Here is a 25,843-nt window from a genome sequence, read left to right on the forward strand (position 1 = left end):
TGAACAAAGTTTGTATTTATGAAATTTCCCAGGAAACGTTTAAAGCTTTCGACATATACACAAACGTCATTTTCGGATGACTTAGCGTAGCGGTCAAACAGATTTCCACCCGAAGTATAAGTGATTAACTTCCAATGATTCTGACCATACTGTCAGTAGAAATGGAAAACACTTTGTTGAGGAGGAATACAGTGGAAAAGAAACAACATAAACAGCATGATGGTCAAATGGAAGAGCGAGAGACACTTACGACACGCCAAGGGCATCCTGTACAGGATAATCAAAACATCAGGACGATTGGCGACCGCGGCCCTGCTACGCTCGAGAATTATCATTTTATCGAAAAAATCTCTCATTTTGATCGTGAGGAAATACCTGAACGAGTAGTCCATGCAAGAGGCTCGGGTGCATTTGGTTACTTTGAAACGTATGGGAAAGTCGGGAATGAGCCAGTTGAAAAGTACACCCGTGCCAAAGTATTTTCAGGTGCTGGAAAAAGAACGCCTCTCGTCGCGCGTTTCTCTACTGTAGCAGGCGCTAAAGATTCGCCTGAAACTGCACGAGATCCGCGAGGTTTTGCGGTGAAGATGTATACGGAAGATGGCAACTGGGATTTGGTAGGAAATAATTTGAAAATATTTTTCATTCGGGATGCGATGAAGTTTCCTGATATGATCCACGCATTCAAGGCCGATCCAGCTTCCAATATATCGCATCCACAACGCATGTTTGACTTTGTCTCCCGATCGCCAGAATCTATTCATATGATCACGTTTTTGTTTTCGCCATGGGGCATTCCTGCCACGTATCGTCACATGCAAGGCTCAGGTGTGAATACATACAAGTGGGTCAATGACAAAGGTGAAGCAGTTCTAGTGAAGTATCATTGGGAGCCGAAACAAGGTATACGAAATTTAACTCAGCAAGATGCCGACGCTGTGCAGGCGAAAAACGTTGCACATGCTACGCAAGATTTATCTGAAGCGATCGAACGTAAAGAATATCCTGAATGGGAACTGTTCGTGCAAATTATGGAAGATGGATACCACCCGGAACTTGATTTTGATCCGCTCGATAATACCAAGCTTTGGCCGGAGGAACAGTATCCTTGGCTACCAGTAGGAAAGATGGTATTAGATCGCAACCCCGAGGATTTTCATATGGACATTGAACAAGCCGCTTTCGGGACCGGCGTACTGGTAGACGGAATGGATTTTTCCGACGACAAAATGCTTCAAGGCCGCACATTTTCGTATTCGGATACACAACGTCATCGGATCGGCACGAATTATCTCCAGTTACCTGTAAATGCGCCGAAAAAAGCGGTCCGGACGAACCAGCAACGGGGTCAAATGGACCAACGTGATCCTCGTGAGTCAGGAGAAAACCCACATATAAACTATGAACCATCCATGCTCGGTGGATTTCAAGAAGCAACAGGAGAAAGCCGCCCTCCGCACAGACCTACGTACAACGCAGCAGCACTGAGTGCACCAATTGACCGACCCAATAATTATGGACAAGCCGGCGAGACTTTCCGCCAGTTTGAAGAGTGGGAACGAGAAGAATTAATCAAAAACCTCTCTGATGCGTTAGCAGTGTGTGATGTACGTATTCAAGAAGCGATGATCGAACACTTCACGCAAGCGGATTATGAATACGGGCGTCTTGTACAAGAAGGTATTGAACGGAAAATGAAGGAACTAGAAGGAGTGGCAGCAGAAGCTGACATCCCGGGTCGTGAGGCGGGTCAATCAAAGTTTGGACAAGGTACACCTGATTCTAAAACGGCAGTGAAAGATGCAGTGGACAAAGGCCATGAAGCAGATCCATATTGATGAAGAAGTACAACGCTTTTTATCCAAATTGATAGATGTTGTGAATAAAGAGTGACTAGCATCTGTATAGGACACTTATGTGATTGTGCAAGCAAACACATGGGGTTCTTATACAGGTGTTTTTGATTTGCTAATCTCTTATCCAATTGATCAATTATCATGAACAATTAAACTCAGCTTGTAAAATTCATACCGAAAATCAATTCGTACAATCAATTATTTGATACCTATGCCTTTTCGTACGTACAAAATTCAATTTCTCCATTTTAACGGTTTTTTTATTCCCTGTATTATATTGAGTTCAACACAATAAATAACAGAATAGTTAGAAAAATTAACAGAAAAATGATATACTTTACACTAAGAAGTGTCTGGAGCCGATTACGATGAATGATAAACATTTGTAAAAAGTATTCATAAGCTAGAATGAACTGATCCTAGATTCAGATGGACGACTTGCCTATGAAGTGCGTTTGAAACAAGTACTAGATCAGAAGACTACAGTGAATGAAGCGAAGTGGAGGAAGGAGAAGGCAAGGGGGGAAGGAGTAGAAAAAGCAATACCAATAGGAGTAGAAAGGATAGTCCAAACAACGCATAGCATTTAAAGGAGAATATAGATTTAGAGTCGTAGCCAAAATAACCAGCTTATTTATTGAACATGTAAAATTGTTGAAAGAAGATGTAGAGTAGATTCCTGTTGACATGATAAAAACATCACTTACAACTTGCTGAAAAGATTGGGAGGTGAAATTGTGAATAAGTCCTTTTGGATTCCATTAATGGTTTCATTTGGAACGATGATATTCCTATATGTAATAGGCTTTATCGCTAATATAGACATTCTCATATTTAACATTTCACTCTCGCATACTGAAATTTCTCTACTACCGATCGGTGCTGGTATGGTAATGGGCTTTATTACTGAACGTATGATCAAGTCGAAATCACATGCCAATTAGCATTGAAGGAGAGCATGATCTAGCATCATACGTAGGGCGTTAGTTAATTCTTTGAAATCTGTGAAATTGGTTATCTATAGTATAGAATTATTGAAGTATGTAGTGGCTAACTATTGTGCAACAATCAAAGTTAGGAAAATATTATAATATGTAAAGGGGGCACAGTGCATGAATATATCTAAAGTAGATGAAGTCAATAGTCTTTATCAAAGATTAATAGACGCATGGAACCTACGTGATGCCAATGGAATGGCTGAACTATTCACTGAACAAGGTATACAAATTGGCTTTGATGGAAGTAAGGTGGTTGGACGAGAGGAAATCTTATCGCACCTCGCATCGATCTTTGAAAACCATCCAACTGCTCCTTTTGTAACTAAAGTGAAAGACGTTCGTGCAATAGGGAATGATACTGCAATAGTTCAAGCTATTGCAGGGATGATTCCACCTGGAAAAACAGATATTGAGCCCACTGTAAATACCCTTCAAACTTTGGTAGCAGTTAACAAATACAGTAATTGGCAAATAGTGCTCTTCCAAAATACTCCCGCTCAGTTTCACGGGAAACCAGAATTGATTGAGCAAATGACAGATGAGTTAAGGCAATTAATTACTAGAACATAGCTGTGAAAAGTAATGAGGTACGCGGTTTATCGAACATTGTAAATTGATGTGCATCCCAAAAGTTAGTATTTAGGACCTGGTACTCCTCAATTACGACCTACCCTCTCCAGTTTTTCTTTCAATACCGTTTACATCAAAGAAGAACGGGAAATTAAGAATATGGGAGGGGAAGAAATTGCCGAAACTAACGAGTAACCATCAAGAATATGAAGTCAAGCTAGGAAAGCATGTCATTTTCTTCAATAAAAACTACCGTTATATTTTCATCATCAACGAGTTAGTATTAGGGATTATATTTATAGTCGGAAGTGTATTCTTCTTTTTTGAAACCTTAAAAACTGCTGGGATTATTCTATTTGTTGTAGGCAGTGCGCAACTCTTTATACGGCCCGTATTGAAAATACTTCATGCGACTACGCTGCGGAAAATTAGCCAGTCCAGCCAAAGTCAAGAGAAGGTAGATTAACAGATTAAAAAGGTAACGGAGTACCAAGCCTCTGAACGATTCCAAACCAGTTCGGTGCAGAGTTTGTGATGATATAGAAAGATGATAAAAATTGAATGTAAGAGTCTTCATGCAATCGTATGAAGTTTTTTGTAATGAAGGAGGATAAGAAAGGAATTTACAGGCCTTTTGAGAAGTTATTGGAGATGGCACTTCGTAGTAAATGACTAACTGGATTCATTGAAGCATAGTATAGAAGATCATTTGTCGCAAAGGGCGAATGAGAAATGTTAGGGAGGAATCTATATGAATAATGGACAAGCTCAACCGAACGAGAAAGCTGGGGGAAAAGAGTATATAGAAACGCCTATTAAAACGATTTTCAATAAGTTTGCCAACCAAAAAGACGTATCCCTTATATACGGAGACCCAATTGAACTTGGTGTGCAAAAAGTAGTGCCTGTGGCGAAAGTTAAATATGCAGTAGGTGGGGGTGGTGACGGGAGTGGAGGAGAAGGTGGTGGCGGCGCTTTTACTATTCAACCTATTGGCGTATATGTCATCACACCAGACAAAGTGAAGTTTGAGTCTCCTTTGGACGTGAAGAAACTAACCGCGTTGACTGTCGTGGTGGGTGGAGTTCTAGGATTATGGGCGCTTTACAACGGCAAATGAATCCAATCTGGAAAAACGAATTGCGCATGTGCAAAAATCAGCATTGTAAAAGCGTGTCCTGTAGGCAACTACCTAACCTAGAAGACACGCTTTTTATATGGATAGAGGGACGGTTTCGATTGGATCTATTTACTTGTCCACGCTCGATTTAATCTAGCGCTTTTTCATTTTTCTTTTTTCAATCGGTACGTCTGGCATAGGTGCGGGGTTGTATGGTTCTACATATAGACCCGAATAGGATTTATACCATTTGAAAATATGCTCGACAATTACCTTGATGACAGCATAAGCAGGAATTCCTAGTATAACCCCTGGCACACCGAATAACTTCCCAGCCGTCAGCAACACAATAATAATCGTCACGGGATGTATTTTCAAATTACTACCTAAAATCATCGGTTGGATCAATCTGCCTTCAAGTGCTTGTTCAACGGCAAACACAATAATTACTTTCACTAACATGAAAGGTGAAGAGGCTAACGCAATGATGACGATCGGAATAATGGCTAAGAACGATCCTAAATAAGGAACTAAGTTCAGTACACCTGCTACTATCGCAAGTAGAACGGCATACTCAAGTCCAACAATCGCGAGACCAATCCAAAACATCAATCCTACGAAAAACGCCACTAATAATTGCCCGCGGATATATTGACTAATTTGCGTATTCATTTCTTTCAATACTCTATACGTATTGGCACGCATCTTGGTCGGCAACAGCTTCATCATATGATACGGCAAATCACGCCCATCTTTTAATAAAAAGAATAAAAGAATCGGCATAGTGAGCAATGCGATAATGACATTGGTCACCGTTCCGAGCACGCTACCGATACCAGAGAAAGCAGAATCCATAAAGCCCTTCGTTTGTTCGGTAATCGAGTCTATAATACTTTGGTCGATATCGTCCAACTTTCCTTGCAATTGAGAAAACAGATTACTACTTAATAGGCTATCAAATTGTTCTAGTAATTGAGTCCAATAGTCGGGCCAGTTTTGAATGAGGCTTGTAGCTTGCTCGCGTATAATCGGAATTAGGATGATCACGCCCCATACGACTAATCCACTGATGACTACGAAAACGAATGCGATCCCCCAAACCCGTTTGACCTTCTTTCTTTCCATTATATCGATCAATGGATTTAGTAGATAAAATAGAATTCCGGCCATAATGATAGGTAATGCGACTACACTGAGAAACTCTTTTATAAAATGGAACATATGCATAACTTTCGAAAAAACTAGGAAGTTCAATAAAATTAATAACGAGATCAATAATATAGCGACTACTTTATTATCCAAAAACCAGTTTCGGAACCAAGTAGTCATCGTTCGTATTTTATCATTCTCCATGTTTCGCACCTCTTCTCGTGAAATAATCTGGACCTACATCCAACTTACGGTTCACCAGAAATTCGTTTGCTAGTATCTACATCTTGACCCGCCACACGCTTTTCAAACGTCTTCCGCCAGCTAGGGGACAACTCTTCAACTTCTAGCAAACGACGAACTGCTCCTAAGTCTTGCTTGTCATGATGCATTAGCCGATTCGCTTCTGCTACTGAAATAGCAAGTGCTTGGCGTGTTAACGGAATTAACGGATCCGTTGGCGAAACCAACCCTTCTTGCAACACGCGGAAATAAAAGCCTGTAAAGCCTGTATCCTGTACAAGAAGCGGCATATCTTTCCGTTCATAGACAAGTGCTAACTTAAAACAAGGCTGGCGAGGCTGACTCACTTGAACAATTGCTTCGCCCAGCTGAAAGGAGTCACCAATACAAATATCTTCTTCAGTCACCCCTGTTAGAGTAAGGTTCTCACCGAACGCACTGTACGGAAGCGTTCTTTCTAATACGCGTTCCCAATGAGAATAATGTTCATACGGATACACACAAACCGCTTTATGAACACCACCGTGATGAACGAGATCTCCTTGACCATCCCCAGTAAAGTTGACAGAGGATAAAAAAACCGCTTGCTGCACCCGCTCTTTGAAAAAGCCTGTCGTCACAGATTTCTTTCCGAAATCCCTATCTTTAGGTTTCCCTACATTTAATGAAAGAATTTCAACCTTGTTCATGGAATCAACCTCCAGTAGAATCAATATATTACTTGGTTATAAGTGTATCACTATCACTAAGGCTTGGTAAATTCCAACCCTCTAAGAGAAACTTCAACAATTCAATTTCATCTTCAAAAAACACATCAAAATCGAATTCCTAAAATTAAATTCCTCATACCTACAACATCCCCTTCTTTATATAATTCATTTTCCCCATTTTGACGATTTTCTAATTCTGTCATATGCTGATTTCAACACAGTAACTAACAGAACAGTTAGAAAAATCATCGGAAAAATGATATACTTTATTCTAAGAAGTGTGAGGAAACCGCATGAACAAACGAGCGATGAAACGGATCTATGTAAAGAATTTAGTAGATTTAAAAATTGATTTTGCGTTTAAAGAATTATTTGGCAGCGGGAAAAACAAAGCGATTACCATTATTTTTCTGAATGCCATTCTCAAACGAACCGGCCGGAATTCAATTAAAGAAGTAACCTTTATAAATCCAGAAATTGGTGCAGAATATGAAGACGACAAGCTATCGCGTCTGGATATTTTGGTCACCACACAGGATCGGCATCAGATTAATATTGAAATGCAATTTACGAATCAATATGATATGGTCAATCGCAGTGTGTATTATTGGGCTAGATTATACAGTGAGCAAAATAAAAGGGGAATGGCATACAATACACTACAACCTACCATTATGATGAACATAATGAATTTTAATTTGATTTCGGAAACGGAAGGATATCATACGACGTATCACTTACATGAAGATGAAAAGAAATTTCGTATAGCGGATGGATTGGAATTGCATTTCATTGAAATACCGAAGCTGCTTGCGCATTGGTATGATGAAAAGCTCGACCCGTGGAATGACGTATTGGCTCGATGGTTGCTTCTATTAAGTATCGTAGACCAACGAAAACAACATATTTACGAAGACATTTACAAAGAACTGGAGGCGATTGCGATGACTGACAAACATCTGCAAGATGCATTTATAAGTTGGAATGAAATGAGTCTAGATTCGGATGGACGACTTGCCTACGAAGTGCGCTTAAAACAAGTTCTGGATCAAGAAGCGGCGTTAAATGAGGCGAAGTGGAGAGAAAAGAAGGCTAGGGAGGAAGGGATAGAAAAGGGAATAGAAAAGGGCAAGACAGAGGAGAAAGAACATATTGCACGTAAACTTCTACTGAAGAAACTAGGTGTAGAAATTGTGGCTGAAACAACGGGGTTATCTTTAGAGCGTGTGCAAGAGATGAAAGCAGAATTAGGTTTATAAATTTTAGCTAGGGAATTTCAATGTATCGGAAACCGGCATCTCATTTACAGGGCATAAGCTGATAAGACGTCTACTTTTAATCTATACAAGGAGAGAGTAGACGTTTTTTAATATTGAAAAGGGTGTAACAAAAAATCATGTAAAATTGAAGAACAGGTACATCTTAATTCAAGATCCAAACCCAGTATACATCCTAGCCGAAGAAGAAGGAGAAAATGGTACAAGAAACCCCTCACCCAACTCCTCTCGAACTTCAATCGTCAACAGTTCACCCATTTCATTATGTTCGTCTTCCATTTGAATCCAATTAGAATACAACACGTCTTGATCCCAATTAATCCATTTTCCGTATTCTAGCAACCACTTGTGAAGTTTCCCATTCAAATTCTCTGAAATAAGAATATCCTCCATATCAAAGTTACTGTAGCATTCATCAGATCAAATGGCCTCCGCACCCACATCGCCCTCCACCTTTAAATTAAACACTTCGCTCTCTTCGCAAATGCGCGACATCAATACAATAACCCCCTACATCTTTTTCAGTTTTCCTAAGTCTAATGATAGAATCTCAATTTTTTCACGGAATCTATCTTCAGTAGACCCTATATATCATTTGGATATAAATGTATCATCACCGGAAATTGGTAAATATCTTTCGTAATCAGTATTTCCAGCTGATTGAAGTCAAAAAGTTATTCATAGTATTAACTCCACACACTAATTTTTGAAATATATCCCAGCGAAACGGTGTTAACCCATTTCCCCTTCATTAATCTAAGTCACACCCGTCACATAACCAACTAGCTTTTCCACCTCCAACACCTTTCCGGTCGCACCCTCAATACAATCAATGCTATAATAAACCCATTCTATACAAATCACTATCTGTGCAAAGATTGATGGAGGGAACCTTACATGAAAACCGAAGCAAAACTACAAAAAGAAGCGATGAAAGTCTTAAAAGAGACAAGCCGTACATTTTACATACCAATTAAATTACTTGAACCAAACGTTCGCGAAGCCGTTGCGTCTGCGTACTTGTGCATGCGGGCAATCGATGAAATCGAAGACCACGAACAACTGGACGTGACGATCGTTACCGACTTGCTGAACAAAGTAAGCGACATTCTCGACCATACGATCGCAACTGGCGAATCGATGGCGTCTGCACTAGACGAGTTATTCGCACCATACCGCGACCAGTTGCCTGAAGTGACGTTGCGTCTCGCTGACTGGGTAGAGTTCTGTCCGGAAACGGCACGTAATAAAGTACTCGAATCGACTGCGATCATGGGGCGTGGCATGGCGGAGTGGGCAGGTAAGGACTGGGTGATCGAGACGCGTGAAGATCTCGATGATTATACGTACTATGTCGCTGGACTAGTGGGCGTTATGCTTGCGGATATTTGGCGCTGGTATGATGGTACGGAGACGGATCGTGACCTAGCGATTGGTTTTGGTCGCGGGTTGCAGTCTGTGAATATTTTGCGTAACTACAAAGAAGACGCAGTGCGTGACGTGAACTTCTTCCCGAATGACTGGAAATTGCCGGAGATGTTCGCGTATGCGGAAGAGAATTTGGCACTCGCGGATGCATATATTGAAGACATCCATACGAAGACCATTCTAAACTTCTGCAACATTCCGTTGGCGCTTGCGCATAGTACACTTGATGCACTGAAAGAAGGACGCGAGAAAATGTCGCGGGTCGAAGTAGTATCGGTCGTGAACAAAGCGATTCTAAAATGATGTATGGTTAATCGAGTGAATGGAGGATGGCGATGCTAGATTTACTGATCATTATGTTCGAACGGGTCGGAATGATTGTGGCAGTCGCTTTCCTTCTGACTCGTTTTCGATTTTTCCAAAATATGATCCATCAAGACGTATTGGATCGTCGGCAAGAGCTGACGGCGATACTCTTTTTTGGATTATTCGGGGTTTTTGGAACGTATTTCGGTGTGGCACTGGATATGCAGACGCTTCAATTTGAAAACATGTCGTGGCAACTCGCTAACGATGAAGCGATTGCGAATTCCCGTGTGATCGGGGTGGTCGTCGCAGGGTTGCTTGGAGGCTATCGACTCGGAATCGGTGCTGGACTCATCGCCGGGATTCACCGGATGTCTTTAGGTGGATTCACGGCTATTTCGTGTGGAATTGCTACGATTATTTCGGGTGTTCTGGCAGGTTACTTCTATAAGAAGGGCAAGCATATTAGCCCGCTTTTGGCCTTCACGATTGGAGCGGCTGCAGAAGCGTTACAGATGTTGCTCATTCTTCTCATTGCGAATCCATTTGAGAAAGCGTTTGCATTGGTTCAAACGATTGGCATGCCGATGATTTTAGCAAACGGTATGGGGACTGCATTATTTATGCTGATTGCGTATAACGTCATCAGTGATCAAGATAAAATGACAGCAATGCAAGCGCAGAAAACATTGCGTATCGCGGATCAAACGCTTGGCTATTTACGGACAGGTATGCGAAAAGATACCGCTTCGGCCGTGTGCGGTATTCTGATGAACGAGTTGCAGCCAGCTGCTGTCGCGATGACAGATAAAACGGATATACTGGCGTTTGTTAGCTCTAAAGGCACGAGTATGCAAGGCCCGATTCAGACGGATTTAACGCGTCAAGTGATTCAGGAAGGTCGACTTATTGTGACGGATTCCTTCACGCATGAGCAGCCGGGTGTATCGTCTTCAGGCGCGACCGTCATTGCACCGCTTAAAACACGAGGCGAAACGATTGGAACATTGAAATTATTTTATCCTTCGCGTAAAGCGATTACCGATGTCACAATTGAATTAATTGCAGGACTGGCTGCATTACTCAGCAACCAACTTGAAATTGCCGAAGCGGATCATGCGCATCAACTGGCGAAGGAAGCAGAAATTCAGGCGTTGCAAGCGCAGATCAGTCCGCATTTTCTGTTCAATTCAATGAATATTATCATTTCATTGATACGGACAAATCCGGATGAAGCACGGAAATTGCTGTCGTCGTTGTCGTTCTTTTTGCGTCAGAATCTTGAAGGTACGACGGCGAAAATGGTGACGTTACAGCAAGAGTTGGCGCACGTCGAAGCGTATTTGATGATTGAAGAAGCACGTTTCATTGATAAATTGAAGATTTGTATTGATGTCGATCCGAGCGTCTTGCAGGAGAAGATTCCGCCACTGACGTTGCAACCGATTGTTGAAAATGCGATTACGCACGGTATTAAAGAATTGGACGCAAATGCGATGGTCCATGTGTCGATACATGAAAGTGGAGACGCCATTCATATTATAGTGGAGGACAACGGTGTCGGAATTGCTCCTGAGCGTCTCGCTGCGCTTGGAAAAGATCAAGTCGAATCGGGGAAAGGTACAGGGCTTGGTTTGTACAATGTCAATCGACGTTTACTGATGACGTTTGATGAGAATTCAGGACTCGCAATAGAAAGTACACCCGGTAAAGGAACGAAGATTTCACTCGATATTCCGAAGTCGGAGGTGAACGGTTATGACGGAAATGATTCGCGCATTGGTCGTGGACGATGAAAGGTATGCGCGCGAAGAAATGATTTATTTACTGGAGCAATTTGAACGTGTGAAGATTGTCGGAGAAGCGGATTCTGGGGAGTTAGCGATTGTCAAGGCGATGCAACTGCAGCCGGACGTAGTGTTTCTCGACATTGAAATGCCGAAAGTGGACGGCATGGAAGTAGCCAGGACACTTGGCTCGCTAAAGAAAGTGCCGCTGATCGTATTTGCGACTGCCTATCCGCAATTCGCGGTCGAAGCGTTTCGTGTTCATGCGATAGATTATTTACTGAAGCCGTATGATGAAGAACAATTGCGGCAGACGATTGCGCGTGTGGAACAATTGCTGCTTCAGCCAAAAACCGATGCGCCAACGAAACGAATCGATCGGTTGCCGGTCGAAATGGATGGTGAAATTTACTATATCCCGATTGGCGACATTCTCTATGTACACCGAGAAGAAAATTGGACGAAGATTGTTACGCCCACGCGCGATTATGAAACGCGCATGACATTGAAAGAACTCGAGAATAAATTGACCCATTTATCGTTCTTTCGCATCCATAAAAGTATTCTCGTGAACCTCGTGCATGTCAGTAGTTTGACGCCTTGGTTCAACGGAGCGTATCAGTTAGAAGTCGATCAACGGCCGGAGAAATTGTCAGTTAGCCGAAATTATGTAAAAGAATTACGCCAACGCCTCGAAGGATAAAAAATCTCGTAACATGTTAATCTCTCGGAGTGCATCTCACTTCGCGATTCTGACATGTTGCGAGATTTTGTCATGATTTGGACACCTTTCTATTATAGTTAATGTAAGCGTTATCACTTTAAGGGAGGTTTACAAGCAATGATTACATTTTTATTTTCTATCGTATTATTAATCGTTGGCTATTTTACGTATGGTAAGTACATCGTCAAAATGTTCGGCGTCAAGGAAGAACGTGCGACACCTGCGTATACGAGCGCAGATGGAGTCGACTATGTGCCGATGAGCACTAGCAAGAACTCGTTGATTCAATTACTAAATATCGCAGGTGTAGGCCCGATTTTCGGACCGATTATGGGTGCGTTATACGGACCCGTCGCATTTATCTGGATCGTTGTTGGAGCGATTTTCGCAGGCGCTGTACATGATTATTTGACTGGTATGATTTCTATCCGAAATCGCGGAGCACACTTGCCTGAACTGGCAGGAAAATTCCTCGGGAAATTTATGAAACATGTCGTCAACGCTTTTGCCCTTTTATTACTCGTTCTAGTCGGTACGGTATTCGTTTCGGCACCAGCAGGATTGCTGTACAACCTAATGAATGGTTGGATGGCTCTAGGAATCATTTTAGCACTTATTTTCCTTTATTATATTTTGGCCACACTATTACCGATCGATAAGATCATCGGTCGTTTCTATCCAATCTTCGGTGCACTACTTGTAATTAGTGCAGTTGGCATCGGTGGCATGATGGTCATCAAAGGTGTACCGATTCCGGAATTGACATTTGCGAACTTACATCCAGATAATATTCCGATCTTCCCGTTATTATTCTTGACGATCTCGTGTGGAGCGCTATCTGGTTTCCATGCGACGCAGTCCCCGATTATTTCCCGGACAACGAAGAATGAAAGCCAAGGTCGCAAAATCTTCTACGGCATGATGATCGCAGAAGCCGTTATTGCGATGATTTGGGCAGCAGCTGGTATGGCGTTGTTCAACGGTGTGACGTTAAGTGAATTGCTTGCAGCTGGCGGACCGGCAGTGATTGTAAGCGAAGTATCCATCACGATGCTTGGTGCTGTCGGTGGAACACTTGCAGTGATTGGTGTCATTATCTTACCAATCACTTCAGGCGACACAGCATTCCGTAGTGCACGTATGATTATTGCAGACTATATCAAGTACCCGCAAGCTAAAGTCATGAGCCGTCTAGTGATCGCGCTTCCGATGTTTGCTATCTCGATTGCGTTGACTCAAATAGATTTTAATATTCTATGGCGCTACTTCTCTTGGGCGAATCAGTCTACAGCCGCCATTGCATTATTCGTCGGTGCGATGTATCTCTTCATTGCCGGTAAGAACTACTGGGTCGCACTTATACCCGGAACGTTCATGCTGATGGCGACAACGACGTATATACTAAACGCAGCCATTGGATTCGGCTTACCGATGAATGTTGCCTTAATTGGAGCGACTGTCATCTCGATTTTCCTAGTAGCCCTATTCTTCAACGCGGCAGTAAAAGCTCGAGCTGCACAGCTTCCATTAGAGGAAGATATTACGAACTGGGATTCTACAACAACGACTTAATACGATATAATGACAACCTGTTGAGCTTCGGTTCAGCAGGTTTTTCTATGTAGATTTATTTAGAGATTCTAGTTGTGATACACTATTTCTATAGAGAAAATCTAGTTTACACGAATGAAGAAAAATTACATAATAAGCATCTATATTACAAGTTAAATAACTTAAGTAACTAATAGTGTAAATATACACTATTGATGTAAAGGAGGAATAAAACGTTGAATAAGCAGACGGTTATGGACTTAGTATCACCCCGCTTGAAGTTAATTCGAACAGAAATGGACTATACGCAAGATCAAATGGCAGAGATTATAGGTATCTCAAAAAAGACGTTAGTGCAAGTAGAGAAAGGTCGCCAGGAAATTAGTTGGGCTACGACAGTAGTGGTTTGTGCATTATTTCGCGAGAGCGCCCTATTGCGATCGGTCATGGGAGAAGATCCAATTGAGTTGGCTGAAATCGCAGTACATGCAGAGATTCACTCGCGAGAAACCGCTGCGAGTGCGTCGATTAATTGGTGGACGGAGATCGGACAATGGCAGCAATATAAATTGCAACAACATACCGCAGGTGGACATTATCGCATAATTGGAGCGGATCATAAGCGTTTATTTAGTACGGGAGATCGTGAAAAAGCTTTAGCTGAATTCAAAAAATATATGGACATGCTCTAACTATTATATGAAAATAACATATGAAAAACAGATAAAAACCGGCTGTACTCTTTTAAGAGTGAGCCGGTTTTTCCACGTGAAATGAAAATTTTTGAGTGGTTGTACATATGCCTTTTTCGTATGTTCGCTCTTCAAATTTTACGTGATCTTCGCTATCTATTGTCAGCACCGTCGTGCAACGTGTGCCATAGTCTTTTGACGCGATAAATATCGAGGACAGCAAACTTTCGAGATCTTCACCGACGCCAGTATCAGGCAGTTGTTCGGTCGGAAATCGCTCCGCTCGTTGCATCATACCGAATAATACATCCGGATTGACCGTCTCCGTTTGCTTCAAATATTCCGCCAACAAAGCCTTCGTTTTATCCACTTTAGGCCACGGAGTATTCAGAAAGGCATTACTTAGACCGTGTGTGCCATGGGTTAGCTGTTGGATCGATTGCTCGATGTTCGAATAATACAACATCTCTTTAGCTGACCCGGCCAGTACGTTGCAGCCAGCGTAATCCTCTCGGTTTGCATGCAGTTGCTCCATGAACGCACGTGCCGATAGCTCCGATTGTAGATAGGAAGAGACGATGTGACCGCGTGAGAGTTTACCTGTTTCCGGTCGTGTGAAGTCACGATAATTTGTCAGTGCAGCGACTTTCCCTTGTTTCGTAATACCGAGCCACGTGCCCATTTGTTCGAGATCGCGCCCAGCTAAAATGTCTGGATGATCGCTCCAGAAGTTGGCGGGTGCTGTCGGACGTCCGTACGCTTCATCTCGGTTCGCCATCATGACGAGTTGATACTTTGGATGGCTTTGCAATTGAAATGCCAGTAAACACATAATGTCACCCCGTTTGTGTATGTATAAAGTCAGTGTATCACGTGCGAATTTGTTTGGCGACTGTATGATAATGCTGTAAACAAGGCCAACAAACAAAATCAGTTATTGTTTGCTACGCTATTGAAGTCAAGAAGTATACGAGGTATCATAGATCATAGTAGATAAACAAATGACAGCTTTGTTTGTTAGGGCTGAAAATATAGTAGGAGTGTGGACTGTATGGAGTTTACGGAAACGTTCTGGGATGCTTCATTAACGGAATTAAAGCAAGGATATCTAGAAAATTCTACATCGTACGATTGTTTATTATGTGGTAAACGAATCGAAAAAGGTGTGATATACCCGTACGAAAATGCGTTGTATGAAGCGGAGCGATTTATGCATGTGCATATCGAACATTCGCATCAGTCGGTATTTGCGTATTTGCTTGAACTGGATAAGAAGTGGTCAGGGATTACCGATCATCAAGGTGATTTATTGCGTTTATTCTATCAAGGGAAAAGCGATAAAGATATACAAGAAGAACTGGAGATTGGCAGTGCGACGACTGTGCGACATCATCGCTTTGCGTTAAAAGAAAAAGAACGACAGGCGAAAGTGTTCCTGGCGATGATGGAGTTATTGAAAGAACGTGATTCGTACGAGCAGGCGTTTATTCCACCACATAAAGCATCTCAACTATTCCACGATGATTACTTGGTGGCCGAGGATGAGCAACAAGCGGTACTGCGGACGTTTTTCCCTGAAGGAACCGATGGCCAGTTAAAAGAGATGCCATCGACGGAAAAACAGCGGCGGATTATTGTTCAGGAAATTAGTAAGCGCTTTGACGGAGATATTTCGTACAGTAAGCATGAGATGAATGATCGACTTTCCGAAATCCATGAAGATTTCATTACGTTACGGAACTATTTAACGGAATATGGTTATTTCGGTCAGACCCGCAATGGCAGTCAATATTGGCTGAAGTGAGTGGTTTGCGCGAAACGTTTCAGGTTTAGAAATGGCGGTGGTGGGAAGACTAGGAGTAATCGCGAAAGGAGCGGAAATAAATGACTGCAAAAGACACAGTACAGAAAATCTTAGATGAAAGCATGATCGGAACGATGGCAACGGTGGACAACAATAAACCGTACAGCCGGTATATGACATTCATGAGTGATGGTTTGACTTTGTATACACCTACTAATAAACAAACCGAAAAGGTAGATGAGCTCGAAGATAATCCGTATACGCATATTCTTCTTGGCTATGAAGGTGAAGGATTCGGTGATGCGTTTGTCGAGTACTCGGGTCGAGTCACCATTTCCGATGACGACAGCTTGAGAGAGAAAATCTGGAACGATCATATGAAGGCATGGTTTGACGGTCCTGAAGATCCGAATCTAGTTATTTTAAAAATTGAACCCGAGTCGATTCGTTTGATGAATAAATCGGGCCAACCCCCTGAAGATATTTCCCTGTAAATAATTACTATACTGTGAAAGTATACCTGAATAGTATATCCCGAAAGTGAGAGGTCGCACTCTGATTTTCGGGATATTTTTGTCTAGTTGGAGAATTCACCACAAGTATGCGCAAATCCCGTGAATTACCATTGCTTGAACGCAATAAATGAGGGTATACTACTCATAAGAACACTTGTTCCTTTGAGAGGTGAATGCTAGATGAAGCCATTACCGAATAGAAAAATTGCGTGCCTCGATATGCGCAGCTTCTACGCGAGCTGTGCTGCGGCAATGGAAGGACTCGATGTAATGGAAGTGCCGATTGCGATTGTCGGCAATATCGAAAGAAAAGGCGGTGTCGTACTGGCTGCTTCACCGCCATTGAAAAAACGATTTGGCGTGAAGACCGGTATGCGACTATATGAGATTCCGGACGATCCAAGTATTCATTTAATTGAACCGAAAATGCAGTTTTATATCGATGTGTCGATGGAATTAACGAGGTTGTTGAACCGCTATGTGCCAAAAGAAGCGATTCATGTGTACAGTATCGATGAGAGTTTCGTCGACTTTACGGGTACGGAAAAGCTGTGGGGACCTCTTGAGACGTTGATTTTCCGAATTCAGGATGAGTTGTACCGACAATTCGAGTTGCGTTCAGCGTGCGGAGTCGGGCCGAATATGCTGCTGTCGAAGCTTGCGCTGGATCTAGAAGCGAAGAAAACCGGGATTGCGCATTGGACGTATGAAGACGTGCCAAAGAAGCTATGGCCTATTGCTCCGCTTCATAAAATGTGGGGCATCGGCAAGCGAGTGGAGCGAACACTGGAAGATATGGGCATTTATTCAGTCGGTGATCTCGCGCACACGCCGCTTGAGAATTTGGAGAAGAAGTTCGGTGTGATGGGCAATCAACTATATTATCATGCGCACGGTATCGATTATTCCGACCTCGGTTCCGTGTTGATCGAGGGGCAAGTGAGTTACGGCAAAGGCCAGACGTTGTTGCGCGATTACACGAAGACTGACGAAGTGTTAGCTGTTTTGCTTGAGATGTGTGAAGATACAGCGATGCGCGCGCGGCTTGCGAAAAAGAAAGGGCGCACGATTACATTGTCATTCGGTTATTCAAAGCACGCACTCGGTGGCGGCTTTACGCGTCAGAAAACGTTAGCGGAAGCGACGAATGAAACGATGGCAATTTATCGTGCCTGCCGAGAACTGTTTGAGACGTTCCATGACGGGCGTCCCGTGCGCCATATTTCCGTCAACTTGTCGAATCTTGAAGAACATGACAGTTTTCAGCTCAGTTTATTCGAACCGATGAACTGGAAGCAACAGAAGCTCGGTCAGGTGATGGATGAAATTCGCGTGAAGTATGGATCTGCCGCGATTCTTCGTGCAGTGTCCGTTACGCCAGGCGGTACAGCGTATAGAAGGAATCAATTAATCGGTGGTCACTATAAATGAAAACCAGTCGAATGAAGTCGTATCATCTCGCTATTATAGAAAGGATTTAGTTCAAATGCTGAAATATCCCAGTCCCGGAACTTTCGATATGCTAGAAGTTTTGCTAAACTCAAATAGCGAGCATGGTAAAAAATGCTGCAAGAGAAGTGGTGCAGAACAAAGGAGGAAAGCCAGTGAAAGTATTACTGGATTTACGCTGGTTTTTTTCTGAGAGAAAAAAACAATACAGCATAGGGATCACAGCCCTGATGATTGTTGCGTTACTGCAACTGGCACCGCCGAAAATTATCGGCTTTATTGTCGACGCGGTGGCGAAAGATGAATTGACCGCGGAGATGCTGACGCGCTGGATGATTATTCTGGCAGTAGCGGGAATCTTGATGTATGTCTTGCGCTATATTTGGCGCGTGATGATATTTGGCTCATCGGTATACCTCGCACGCGTCATGAGAGAGCGTCTATTTACACACTTCACGCGCATGTCGCCTTCATTTTATCAACGACGACGTGTGGGAGATTTAATGGCACACGCAACGAATGATATCAATGCGGTGCAACAAACGGCGGGGTCAGGAATTCTGACACTTTTCGATTCCATTTCGACAGGCGGTTTCGTCATCTTGATGATGGCGTTTTCGATTAGTTGGAAGTTGACACTAATCGCTCTTTTACCGATTCCAGTGATGATCATCCTGACAAGTTATTATGGACGATTATTACGTAATCGATTCCGCGTGGCGCAGGAAGCATTCTCTGATTTGAACGACAAAGCACAAGAGAGTATCTCGGGTATTAAAGTGCTGAAGACGTTCGGTCAGCAAAGAGAAGATGTCGAATCGTTTACGAAACGTTCGGAACAAGTCGTCAAGGAAAATATGCGCGTGGCGAAAGTGGATGCGTTGTTTGACCCGACGATTGCAGGGATTTTTGCGATCTCATATGTGCTATCCTTTTATTTCGGCACACGCTTCATTTTATCAGGTGAGTTGTCGATCGGGGATTTGGTTGCGTTCACTTCTTATTTGGGCCTGTTAACATGGCCGATGCTAGCAATTGGTTTCTTGTTCAATATTGTTGAACGAGGAAATGCATCGTACAGCCGAATCCAGGATTTACTTTCGGTTGAGCCAGGCATCCAAGATCGTCCGAATGCGGTGAGTCAATTGCCGCAAGGAGATATCGTCTTTGATATCGATACGTTCAAGTTCCCAGACGATAAGCGGGCATCACTGCGTAATTTACACTTTACGATCAAGCAAGGAGAAACACTTGGCGTGATCGGAAAGACCGGTTCAGGGAAAACCGCGATTCTCAAATTATTAATGCGAGAATTCGAAGGGTATACAGGAAAAATTACGTATGGTGGCATTCCGATTACGCGGTATAAGACGGAATGTTTGCGCCAAGCAATCGGTTATGTGCCGCAAGACCATTTCTTGTTCTCGACAACACTTGGTGAAAATATTGCCTTTACAAACCCGAAAATTGATCCAGAGAAAATTGTGGCGGCTGCGAAATCTGCCCATATTCACGAGGATATTCTGACGTTTGAAGAAGGCTATGAAACGATGGTTGGAGAACGTGGTGTATCGTTATCCGGTGGACAGCGTCAGCGCGTGTCGATTGCACGTGCGTTGCTCATGGATCCGGAGCTATTGTTGCTGGATGATTCATTATCCGCAGTAGATGCCCGGACGGAAGAAGCGATTCTTCGTTCATTGAAAGAAGAAAGAACGGGTAAGACGACCATTATTACGTCGCACCGATTAAGTGCTATTCAGCACGCTCATCAGATTATTGTTCTCGATGAAGGCGAAGTCGTCGAAATTGGCGACCACGACAGCTTACTCGCACAAAACGGGATGTATAAAGAAATGTACGATCTGCAACAGCTAGAGTCGATCGTAGAGCAAGGGGGCGGCGCAGATGAATAACAAACAGAAGATGTCCGCCAGAGATCAGTTCAAAACGTTCATGCGGCTAGCGAAATACGTTTTGCCGATGAAGAAAAGTGCACTGATTGCGATTCTATTATTGCTGTTGACGGTGACATCGACGATTCTTGGGCCCTTAGTGATCCAGCGATTCCTCGATGACTATGTCGTACCACTAGACTTCCCAGTGAAAGAAGTATGGATCATTGCACTCATTTACATCGGGCTACAACTCGTCAACATTGTCGGGTCGTATTTCCAAACATTGCGATTCCAGGAGCTCGCACTCTCAATTATCCAGCAAATCCGGATCGATGCATTCTCGAAAGTCCAGAAGCTTGGACTACGGTATTTCGATCAGACACCTGCTGGCGGAATCGTTTCACGTGTAACGAATGATACAGAATCGATTAAGGAAATGTTCGTCAGTGTGGCGGTTACGTTCATGCAGGCGATCTTTGGAATTGTCGGCGTCTATATTGCGCTCTTCACGCTGGACGGGAAACTTGCGCTTTATACGCTGATCCTATTGCCGCTATTCGTAATTCTTGTATCGGTCTATCGCTATTATAGTGCAGACTTCTATCAGGATATAAGGGAACGGCTCAGTCAGCTGAATGCCAAAATCTCCGAGTCATTGTCTGGTATGGACATGATTCAGGCCTTTCGCCAGGAGAAGCGCTTGTCTGAAGAGTTTATTGAAGTCAATGAAGGGCATTACCGCGTCGGATTGCGAAATATTCGTTTCGACAGCTTGATGCTTGGGCCATTCATCGACTTGATGTATGCAGGTTCGATCGTTGCAGTACTCAGTTATTTCGGAACGGCATCGCTTACGTCGGTCGTCGACGTCGGGATTATTTATGCGTTCACTACATTGCTAAGACGTCTATTCCAGCCGATTAATCAAGTCATGCAACGTTTGTCGATGTTCCAGCAAGCGATCGTATCCGCGTCACGTGTCTTTGATCTGATCGACAACTCAGAAATTGAGCCAAAGCAAAAAGCACTATCTGATCAGAAAATCCAAGAAGGTACAATCGAATTCCGTAATGTGACGTTTAGTTATGATGGCAAAAATGATGTATTGAAAGATATTTCCTTTACCGCGAATGCAGGCGAAACAGTCGCACTCGTCGGTCATACAGGAAGCGGAAAAAGTTCGATCATCAATCTATTCATGCGTTTTTATGAATATGAGCGTGGCGACATCTTCATTGATGGCATATCGCTAAAAGAGTATCCGATAGAAGAATTGCGAAAAAAAGTAGGACTCGTCCTGCAAGATCCGTTCATGTTTTATGGTGATGTCGCAAGCAACATCCGATTGCATAACGAAGAGTTAACAGATCAAGATGTGCGAGAAGCTGCAGAGTTCGTCCAAGCGGATCACTTTATTGAAGAGTTGCCGAACGGCTATGAACAAAAAGTGACAGAACGCGGTTCGACGTTATCGAGTGGACAGCGTCAGTTGATCGCTTTCGCCCGGACGATTGCCATGAACCCGAAAGTTCTGGTACTCGACGAAGCAACAGCGAATATAGATACAGAAACGGAAGTTGCGATCCAGAAGAGTTTAGAGAAGATGCGCGAAGGTCGTACGACGATAGCGATTGCTCACCGTTTAAGTACGATTGCGGATGCAGAATTAATTCTTGTACTCCACCACGGCGAAATCGTCGAACGCGGGACACACGCGGAATTGCTTGCGCAAAAAGGCTTATACTACACGATGTATGAATTGCAAAACGGCGCGCAAGCGTAAGTTTCCGTGATTGTCAAAAAGATTTCACAAACAAATGGAGCGTAATCTAGCCTCTTGTTTGGTACGATAGAGTGGGAATGTTGGCGTCCGCCGGCATTCTACTTGTCCTACTGTTAAAGGAGGAATTTTGTTGGGGACGGATGTTAATATTTTCTTTGCGTTTGGAGCAGGTTTCCTGAGTTTTATTTCTCCATGCGTACTGCCACTATACCCGGCCTTTATATCGTATATCACCGGCATGTCACTAGATGAACTCGGAGATAAGAAAAAAGGAATGAACCGTGCGGGCATGTTGCACACGTTGTTCTTCTTACTTGGATTCTCAATTGTATTCATTATTTTAGGATTCAGTACGTCCTTTATCGGGTCCATCTTCTTGCAATATCAAGATTTAATTCGTCAGGTAGGCGCGATTTTCATCATCATCTTCGGACTGATGACGATTGGATTATTTAAACCAGAATTTCTCATGCAAGAGAAAAAGCTACAATTTAAGAATCGTCCCGCGGGTTACTTCGGTACGGCGCTGATCGGTCTAGCATTTTCTGCTGGATGGCAGCCGTGTATGGGGCCAATCATCGGTGCCATCATCTATCTGGCTGCGACAAATCCGGCATCTAGTATGTTGTATATGATGCTCTACGTACTGGGTTTCGCGATTCCATTCTTCTTCTTGTCATTCTTCATCACAAGAATTGGCTGGATCCGCAAACACAGTATGAAGATTACGAAAGTAGGCGGCTACTTGATGATCGTCTTCGGTATCATACTGTTCTTTAACGGAATGGTCTATTTCACAAGTTGGCTCAGCCCCATTTTTGGCGACTTCCAAGGCTTTTAATGTAAGCTGGTAAGCAGAAAAGAGGTGTATGATGAAAGAAATTACTTCTTTTGACGAATGGCAGCATGTATTGAATGAGACGCCACAGTTTCTGTTGTTCGTGAAGACGAATAATTGCTCCGTCTGTGAAGGGCTTTATCCGCAAGTGGCGGCACTTGAAAGTGAGTATCCATTTGACTTCTATCGGGTGAACGCAGCAGAAGTTCCAGAAATGGCTGGACAATTATCACTCTTCACGGCACCGGTCGTCTTGTTATTTAACGAACAGAAAGAGTTGACGCGTTTCGCACGGATTATTCCAATGAATGATTTGAAGAAACGTCTCGATGAGCTGGTGCAGTGGGGGAACGTAGATGCATAAGATTCAAGAACTGATAGATTATGTCTTCACAACTATTCCTTCGATTTACTTAATCATCGGTTCGACGGTAATTTTCGTCGTCATGACGACAATTGTCTACACGATGCGAGCGAAGGCGTCGAACAAGCCGATTGTGGCGAAGAAAATCATCTTACCGCCACTGTTCATGTCGACGGGAATGTTCATGTTCTTATTCGACGAATTCCGCGTGCCATGGACACAAGTGCTCGAGGCGAGTCTCGTAGGGATACTATTTTCTGCGTTTTTGATTTACACGACAACGTTCGAGATTAAGAACAACAGGATCTATATGAAGAAGTCGAAAGCATTCCTGATCATCTTGCTCGGCCTGCTAGTCATTCGCATGGTCGGCAAGATCGTCCTCAGTAACACGATCGATATCGGTGAGCTCGGCGGCATGTTCTTCATCCTCGCATTCTCGATGATTCTGCCGTGGCGAATCGGTATGTTGGCGAAGTTTAAGAAGCTTGAGAAGAGTATAGTATGAAAGAAGTCGTCCTTGTGGCGGCTTCTTTTTTATGTTTGGAAATGAAAATAGAAGGCTGGTATTCGTTTTAAGTAGGGGATTTCGATACCTTGCAACGTAAGGCGTATATACATAGTGTGGGTCGTAGAAGTTAAGAAAGTAAGTAGCTCTGAGGCCCGTGCACTGAAAGTAAGTTTACGGGCTATAATCATCAATGTAAGGATGGCAACGGAAGATGGGGGGCGACTCCCATCTTCCGTTGCCATCCCATGATGTACCTTTATCTGACACAGCTAGTAATCCTAATCTTAAAACCACGCAAAAAAACAGGATGCCTCCTTCACTCGGGGACATCCTGTTTCTATAATCAAGTAAATAAATGCTCATACGGCTGAATATCAATTTCCATCTGGTTCAGCTTCTTACGCAAGAAATTATGGTCGCGCTTTGGCGTAGCCAGAATATAACCTTTGATAATATGATCAAACTCAATAGTTTTAGCGCGGTCTTCTAACGCAATCTCACCGATCTTGGCACCGATCTTCTGCTTCGCCACATCGCGGAACAACTCCGGCACAGGCGTAACCAGTTCGTTGAGCATGCTTTTCGCTTCGTCATTCCATAAATGCAACGACTCATTGACATAGTGCTCTTCCCAATCCAGCGTCGATTTTCCGTCTTCTTTCGGCAATACTTTTAGGAATTTCCGGAACATAAAGAACCCACCGATAGCGAATAAGCCGATCATCACAATACCCCAAAATATAATAAACCACATAAATAGGTCTGGCACGGTTTTTTCACCTCTTCCATTCTACCTTCCATTATAAAAGCAATTGAGAAATATTTCACTAACAAAGTATCCTTTTCGAGATTTCTGTCTATATAGGGGATGAAAGGAGGTGATACACATGGCAGCAGCACTAGAATTCAGTCAGGCTACGGCAAAGATCCACTTTAATGCAGGCGCTAACGAGAAAGGCCACTTCATTCGCAAGATTAAAACGTACAAATTCATCAATGATGATGCAACTCCAGCAAATATGTACACCGCTTTGACACAACTTGCTTCCCTATCAAGCTACCCATTAATTCAGCTCGAGAAAGTTGTAACAGAAGATCTTCATAACTAAAACCGTACAGGAGGAGAGCGCACATGGCAAAAGTATTGGAATTAACTTTTTTAACCGCGGCGAATAAGCCGGTGAAATTAACGGTAGATGAACCGCATGAAGATCTTACGGAAGGGCAGGTCGAAGCCGTGATGCAGCAAGTGATCGCAAGCAATATCTTCCTCATTGAAGAATCTCCACTTGCTACGATCAAAAGCGCACGAATTGTCGCGCGTGATACACAAAACATCGTTAGTCGATAAGGGGTGGCCGGTTTTCAGTTACGTACTGGAAGCCGGCCTTTTCATTGAATGAAAACAGAAGAGGAGGAGTGAACAATGGAGGACTGGCTACAGCTTATACAAGATGTCGGATTTCCGATATTCGTATCGTTTTATCTACTACATCGTTTGGAAATAAAGTTAGAGGCGATTCATGGCGTTCTCTCGGACATCAAAAACAGATGACTTCATAGGAACTTCATGATTCTGACATGATTTAGCCAAAATGCGGGACGCCTTCACCTTGTATGCGTTGTCAACTTTCGTTATGATAAAGTGACTATAACAAGGTGGAGGAATCGAAAATGTATAAAAAGCTTTTGGTACCGTTGACACTTATATTCGTGCTGATGTTGAGTGCGTGTGGTGGAGGTTTTAAACCGGACCATAAATATAAAATAGATTCATTTGAATTTACTAACCAACACAATGAAACGATAACCGACGAAGATTTGAAAGGCTCCGTATGGCTGGCACAGTTCGTATTCACAAACTGTACAACCGTTTGTCCGCCAATGATGAGCAATATGGTGACGTTGCAAGAAAAATTGATAGACAATAAGATCGAGGATTACAATATCGTGTCATTCAGTGTAGACCCGGATGTGGATACACCGGAAGAACTAGCGAAGTATCTCGACATGTTTAGCGCGCCAGATGAAAGTAAGTGGCAGATGTTAACAGGGTACGAGATGAAGACCATTGAAAAAATAGCCGCTTCATCATTCAAACAACTAGTGAAACAAATTCCTAACGACGATCAAGTCATCCACGGCGTTTCATTCGGCTTGGTGAATCAAAACAATGAAGTAGTAAAATTATACGGTGGGAACGAAGATGTAGACTATGATACAATCGTAAAAGACATAAAAGCCCTCATCAAAGAAGGCAAGTAATCACT

Annotated in this window: 28 protein-coding genes; 23 read left to right on the forward strand and 5 right to left on the reverse strand. The window is 43.0% G+C overall.

Annotated features, from left to right (window positions below):
* Nucleotides 1–227 precede the first annotated feature (227 nt).
* From SporoP17a_RS00695 to SporoP17a_RS00715, 5 genes are all read left to right on the forward strand, one after another.
* Complete coding sequence (locus SporoP17a_RS00695) at nt 228–1,838, forward strand: catalase (RefSeq protein WP_237262409.1); 1,611 nt, start codon at nt 228–230, stop codon at nt 1,836–1,838.
* 755 nt (nt 1,839–2,593) lie between these two features.
* A complete protein-coding gene (locus SporoP17a_RS00700) occupies nt 2,594–2,800 on the forward strand; it encodes an ATPase (RefSeq protein ID WP_083030908.1) in 207 nt (68 codons plus the stop codon).
* Between the two features lie 168 nt (nt 2,801–2,968).
* The gene (locus SporoP17a_RS00705; protein WP_083030911.1) at nt 2,969–3,424 is read left to right on the forward strand and encodes an SgcJ/EcaC family oxidoreductase; all 456 of its coding nucleotides are present in this window, start codon (nt 2,969–2,971) and stop codon (nt 3,422–3,424) included.
* Between the two features lie 175 nt (nt 3,425–3,599).
* Nucleotides 3,600–3,890 carry a YrhK family protein gene (locus tag SporoP17a_RS00710; RefSeq protein WP_167693351.1) on the forward strand — a complete coding sequence of 97 codons (291 nt, stop codon included), beginning with the start codon at nt 3,600–3,602 and terminating at the stop codon, nt 3,888–3,890.
* Between the two features lie 285 nt (nt 3,891–4,175).
* Nucleotides 4,176–4,544: a hypothetical protein gene (locus tag SporoP17a_RS00715; protein ID WP_083030917.1), complete on the forward strand. Its 369-nt coding sequence runs from the start codon at nt 4,176–4,178 to the stop codon at nt 4,542–4,544.
* Nucleotides 4,545–4,697: 153 nt separating this feature from the next.
* Here SporoP17a_RS00715 and SporoP17a_RS00720 read toward each other — a convergent pair whose 3' ends face one another.
* Complete coding sequence (locus tag SporoP17a_RS00720) at nt 4,698–5,897, reverse strand: AI-2E family transporter (RefSeq protein WP_083030931.1); 1,200 nt, start codon at nt 5,895–5,897, stop codon at nt 4,698–4,700.
* Between the two features lie 44 nt (nt 5,898–5,941).
* Nucleotides 5,942–6,625, reverse strand: coding sequence for an MOSC domain-containing protein (locus SporoP17a_RS00725; RefSeq protein ID WP_083030933.1), 684 nt, complete (start codon nt 6,623–6,625; stop codon nt 5,942–5,944).
* 314 nt (nt 6,626–6,939) lie between these two features.
* On the opposite strand from SporoP17a_RS00725, the gene SporoP17a_RS00730 reads away from it, so the two are divergent.
* Nucleotides 6,940–7,905 (forward strand): Rpn family recombination-promoting nuclease/putative transposase, encoded by a 966-nt coding sequence (locus SporoP17a_RS00730; RefSeq protein ID WP_083030936.1) that lies wholly within the window; start codon nt 6,940–6,942, stop codon nt 7,903–7,905.
* Between the two features lie 168 nt (nt 7,906–8,073).
* On the opposite strand, the gene SporoP17a_RS00735 is transcribed toward SporoP17a_RS00730, so the two are convergent.
* The gene (locus SporoP17a_RS00735) at nt 8,074–8,316 is read right to left on the reverse strand and encodes a hypothetical protein (protein WP_156890499.1); all 243 of its coding nucleotides are present in this window, start codon (nt 8,314–8,316) and stop codon (nt 8,074–8,076) included.
* Nucleotides 8,317–8,820: 504 nt separating this feature from the next.
* Between SporoP17a_RS00735 and SporoP17a_RS00740 the strand changes: the two genes are divergently transcribed.
* The 5 genes from SporoP17a_RS00740 to SporoP17a_RS00760 all read left to right on the forward strand — a co-directional run bounded on the left by SporoP17a_RS00740 (nt 8,821) and on the right by SporoP17a_RS00760 (nt 14,411).
* A complete protein-coding gene (locus SporoP17a_RS00740; protein WP_083030941.1) occupies nt 8,821–9,654 on the forward strand; it encodes a squalene/phytoene synthase family protein in 834 nt (277 codons plus the stop codon).
* Between the two features lie 32 nt (nt 9,655–9,686).
* Complete coding sequence (locus tag SporoP17a_RS00745; protein WP_083030944.1) at nt 9,687–11,453, forward strand: LytS/YhcK type 5TM receptor domain-containing protein; 1,767 nt, start codon at nt 9,687–9,689, stop codon at nt 11,451–11,453.
* Nucleotides 11,416–12,147 (forward strand): LytR/AlgR family response regulator transcription factor, encoded by a 732-nt coding sequence (locus SporoP17a_RS00750; RefSeq protein WP_083030946.1) that lies wholly within the window; start codon nt 11,416–11,418, stop codon nt 12,145–12,147. The genes SporoP17a_RS00745 and SporoP17a_RS00750 overlap by 38 nt, the downstream gene beginning before the upstream one ends.
* 138 nt (nt 12,148–12,285) lie before the next feature.
* The gene (locus SporoP17a_RS00755; RefSeq protein WP_083030949.1) at nt 12,286–13,740 is read left to right on the forward strand and encodes a carbon starvation CstA family protein; all 1,455 of its coding nucleotides are present in this window, start codon (nt 12,286–12,288) and stop codon (nt 13,738–13,740) included.
* A gap of 215 nt (nt 13,741–13,955) precedes the next feature.
* Nucleotides 13,956–14,411, forward strand: a complete 456-nt coding sequence (locus SporoP17a_RS00760) for a helix-turn-helix transcriptional regulator (RefSeq protein WP_083030963.1) — start codon at nt 13,956–13,958, stop codon at nt 14,409–14,411.
* 52 nt (nt 14,412–14,463) lie between these two features.
* Here SporoP17a_RS00760 and SporoP17a_RS00765 read toward each other — a convergent pair whose 3' ends face one another.
* Nucleotides 14,464–15,243, reverse strand: coding sequence for an NRDE family protein (locus SporoP17a_RS00765; RefSeq protein ID WP_083030966.1), 780 nt, complete (start codon nt 15,241–15,243; stop codon nt 14,464–14,466).
* A 219-nt stretch (nt 15,244–15,462) separates the two neighbouring features.
* On the opposite strand from SporoP17a_RS00765, the gene SporoP17a_RS00770 reads away from it, so the two are divergent.
* The 8 genes from SporoP17a_RS00770 to SporoP17a_RS00805 all read left to right on the forward strand — a co-directional run bounded on the left by SporoP17a_RS00770 (nt 15,463) and on the right by SporoP17a_RS00805 (nt 23,570).
* Nucleotides 15,463–16,215, forward strand: a complete 753-nt coding sequence (locus SporoP17a_RS00770; protein ID WP_083030968.1) for a DUF2087 domain-containing protein — start codon at nt 15,463–15,465, stop codon at nt 16,213–16,215.
* An 80-nt stretch (nt 16,216–16,295) separates the two neighbouring features.
* The gene (locus SporoP17a_RS00775; RefSeq protein ID WP_083030971.1) at nt 16,296–16,709 is read left to right on the forward strand and encodes a pyridoxamine 5'-phosphate oxidase family protein; all 414 of its coding nucleotides are present in this window, start codon (nt 16,296–16,298) and stop codon (nt 16,707–16,709) included.
* Between the two features lie 201 nt (nt 16,710–16,910).
* Nucleotides 16,911–18,161, forward strand: a complete 1,251-nt coding sequence (locus SporoP17a_RS00780) for a DNA polymerase IV (protein ID WP_083030974.1) — start codon at nt 16,911–16,913, stop codon at nt 18,159–18,161.
* 173 nt (nt 18,162–18,334) lie between these two features.
* Nucleotides 18,335–20,095: an ABC transporter ATP-binding protein gene (locus tag SporoP17a_RS00785; RefSeq protein WP_083030976.1), complete on the forward strand. Its 1,761-nt coding sequence runs from the start codon at nt 18,335–18,337 to the stop codon at nt 20,093–20,095.
* Nucleotides 20,088–21,860 (forward strand): ABC transporter ATP-binding protein, encoded by a 1,773-nt coding sequence (locus SporoP17a_RS00790; RefSeq protein ID WP_083030979.1) that lies wholly within the window; start codon nt 20,088–20,090, stop codon nt 21,858–21,860. The genes SporoP17a_RS00785 and SporoP17a_RS00790 overlap by 8 nt, the downstream gene beginning before the upstream one ends.
* 130 nt (nt 21,861–21,990) lie before the next feature.
* Nucleotides 21,991–22,701: a cytochrome c biogenesis CcdA family protein gene (locus SporoP17a_RS00795; protein ID WP_083030982.1), complete on the forward strand. Its 711-nt coding sequence runs from the start codon at nt 21,991–21,993 to the stop codon at nt 22,699–22,701.
* 31 nt (nt 22,702–22,732) lie between these two features.
* Nucleotides 22,733–23,062, forward strand: coding sequence for a thioredoxin family protein (locus SporoP17a_RS00800; RefSeq protein ID WP_083030985.1), 330 nt, complete (start codon nt 22,733–22,735; stop codon nt 23,060–23,062).
* Nucleotides 23,055–23,570, forward strand: coding sequence for a CcdC family protein (locus SporoP17a_RS00805; RefSeq protein ID WP_083030988.1), 516 nt, complete (start codon nt 23,055–23,057; stop codon nt 23,568–23,570). The genes SporoP17a_RS00800 and SporoP17a_RS00805 overlap by 8 nt, the downstream gene beginning before the upstream one ends.
* A gap of 346 nt (nt 23,571–23,916) precedes the next feature.
* Here SporoP17a_RS00805 and SporoP17a_RS00810 read toward each other — a convergent pair whose 3' ends face one another.
* Entirely contained in the window at nt 23,917–24,327 is a 411-nt protein-coding gene (locus tag SporoP17a_RS00810) for a DUF2621 domain-containing protein (protein WP_037561795.1), read from the reverse strand.
* A 133-nt stretch (nt 24,328–24,460) separates the two neighbouring features.
* Here SporoP17a_RS00810 and SporoP17a_RS00815 point away from each other — a divergent pair, with 133 nt between their 5' ends.
* From SporoP17a_RS00815 to SporoP17a_RS00830, 4 genes are all read left to right on the forward strand, one after another.
* The gene (locus SporoP17a_RS00815; protein ID WP_083030991.1) at nt 24,461–24,682 is read left to right on the forward strand and encodes a DUF1659 domain-containing protein; all 222 of its coding nucleotides are present in this window, start codon (nt 24,461–24,463) and stop codon (nt 24,680–24,682) included.
* A gap of 23 nt (nt 24,683–24,705) precedes the next feature.
* Nucleotides 24,706–24,924: a DUF2922 domain-containing protein gene (locus SporoP17a_RS00820; protein WP_083030993.1), complete on the forward strand. Its 219-nt coding sequence runs from the start codon at nt 24,706–24,708 to the stop codon at nt 24,922–24,924.
* A 75-nt stretch (nt 24,925–24,999) separates the two neighbouring features.
* A complete protein-coding gene (locus SporoP17a_RS00825; RefSeq protein WP_083030996.1) occupies nt 25,000–25,128 on the forward strand; it encodes a YvrJ family protein in 129 nt (42 codons plus the stop codon).
* Between the two features lie 119 nt (nt 25,129–25,247).
* Nucleotides 25,248–25,838, forward strand: a complete 591-nt coding sequence (locus SporoP17a_RS00830) for an SCO family protein (protein WP_083030999.1) — start codon at nt 25,248–25,250, stop codon at nt 25,836–25,838.
* Nucleotides 25,839–25,843: the final 5 nt, after the last annotated feature.

The organism is Sporosarcina ureae, assembly GCF_002082015.1.
Classification (GTDB): domain Bacteria; phylum Bacillota; class Bacilli; order Bacillales_A; family Planococcaceae; genus Sporosarcina; species Sporosarcina ureae_A.

Excerpts from the sequence above, each read along its gene's own strand:
- SporoP17a_RS00695 (WP_237262409.1), top strand. The coding sequence starts at position 228 with ATGGAAGAGCGAGAGACACTTACGACACGCCAAGGGCATCCTGTACAG.
- SporoP17a_RS00705 (WP_083030911.1), top strand. The coding sequence starts at position 2,969 with ATGAATATATCTAAAGTAGATGAAGTCAATAGTCTTTATCAAAGATTA.
- SporoP17a_RS00715 (WP_083030917.1), top strand. The coding sequence starts at position 4,176 with ATGAATAATGGACAAGCTCAACCGAACGAGAAAGCTGGGGGAAAAGAG.
- SporoP17a_RS00720 (WP_083030931.1), bottom strand. The coding sequence starts at position 5,897 with ATGGAGAATGATAAAATACGAACGATGACTACTTGGTTCCGAAACTGG.
- SporoP17a_RS00725 (WP_083030933.1), bottom strand. The coding sequence starts at position 6,625 with ATGAACAAGGTTGAAATTCTTTCATTAAATGTAGGGAAACCTAAAGAT.
- SporoP17a_RS00730 (WP_083030936.1), top strand. The coding sequence starts at position 6,940 with ATGAACAAACGAGCGATGAAACGGATCTATGTAAAGAATTTAGTAGAT.
- SporoP17a_RS00735 (WP_156890499.1), bottom strand. The coding sequence starts at position 8,316 with ATGGAGGATATTCTTATTTCAGAGAATTTGAATGGGAAACTTCACAAG.
- SporoP17a_RS00740 (WP_083030941.1), top strand. The coding sequence starts at position 8,821 with ATGAAAACCGAAGCAAAACTACAAAAAGAAGCGATGAAAGTCTTAAAA.
- SporoP17a_RS00745 (WP_083030944.1), top strand. The coding sequence starts at position 9,687 with ATGCTAGATTTACTGATCATTATGTTCGAACGGGTCGGAATGATTGTG.
- SporoP17a_RS00750 (WP_083030946.1), top strand. The coding sequence starts at position 11,416 with ATGACGGAAATGATTCGCGCATTGGTCGTGGACGATGAAAGGTATGCG.
- SporoP17a_RS00755 (WP_083030949.1), top strand. The coding sequence starts at position 12,286 with ATGATTACATTTTTATTTTCTATCGTATTATTAATCGTTGGCTATTTT.
- SporoP17a_RS00765 (WP_083030966.1), bottom strand. The coding sequence starts at position 15,243 with ATGTGTTTACTGGCATTTCAATTGCAAAGCCATCCAAAGTATCAACTC.
- SporoP17a_RS00770 (WP_083030968.1), top strand. The coding sequence starts at position 15,463 with ATGGAGTTTACGGAAACGTTCTGGGATGCTTCATTAACGGAATTAAAG.
- SporoP17a_RS00775 (WP_083030971.1), top strand. The coding sequence starts at position 16,296 with ATGACTGCAAAAGACACAGTACAGAAAATCTTAGATGAAAGCATGATC.
- SporoP17a_RS00780 (WP_083030974.1), top strand. The coding sequence starts at position 16,911 with ATGAAGCCATTACCGAATAGAAAAATTGCGTGCCTCGATATGCGCAGC.
- SporoP17a_RS00790 (WP_083030979.1), top strand. The coding sequence starts at position 20,088 with ATGAATAACAAACAGAAGATGTCCGCCAGAGATCAGTTCAAAACGTTC.
- SporoP17a_RS00800 (WP_083030985.1), top strand. The coding sequence starts at position 22,733 with ATGAAAGAAATTACTTCTTTTGACGAATGGCAGCATGTATTGAATGAG.
- SporoP17a_RS00805 (WP_083030988.1), top strand. The coding sequence starts at position 23,055 with ATGCATAAGATTCAAGAACTGATAGATTATGTCTTCACAACTATTCCT.
- SporoP17a_RS00810 (WP_037561795.1), bottom strand. The coding sequence starts at position 24,327 with ATGTGGTTTATTATATTTTGGGGTATTGTGATGATCGGCTTATTCGCT.
- SporoP17a_RS00815 (WP_083030991.1), top strand. The coding sequence starts at position 24,461 with ATGGCAGCAGCACTAGAATTCAGTCAGGCTACGGCAAAGATCCACTTT.
- SporoP17a_RS00820 (WP_083030993.1), top strand. The coding sequence starts at position 24,706 with ATGGCAAAAGTATTGGAATTAACTTTTTTAACCGCGGCGAATAAGCCG.
- SporoP17a_RS00825 (WP_083030996.1), top strand. The coding sequence starts at position 25,000 with ATGGAGGACTGGCTACAGCTTATACAAGATGTCGGATTTCCGATATTC.
- SporoP17a_RS00830 (WP_083030999.1), top strand. The coding sequence starts at position 25,248 with ATGTATAAAAAGCTTTTGGTACCGTTGACACTTATATTCGTGCTGATG.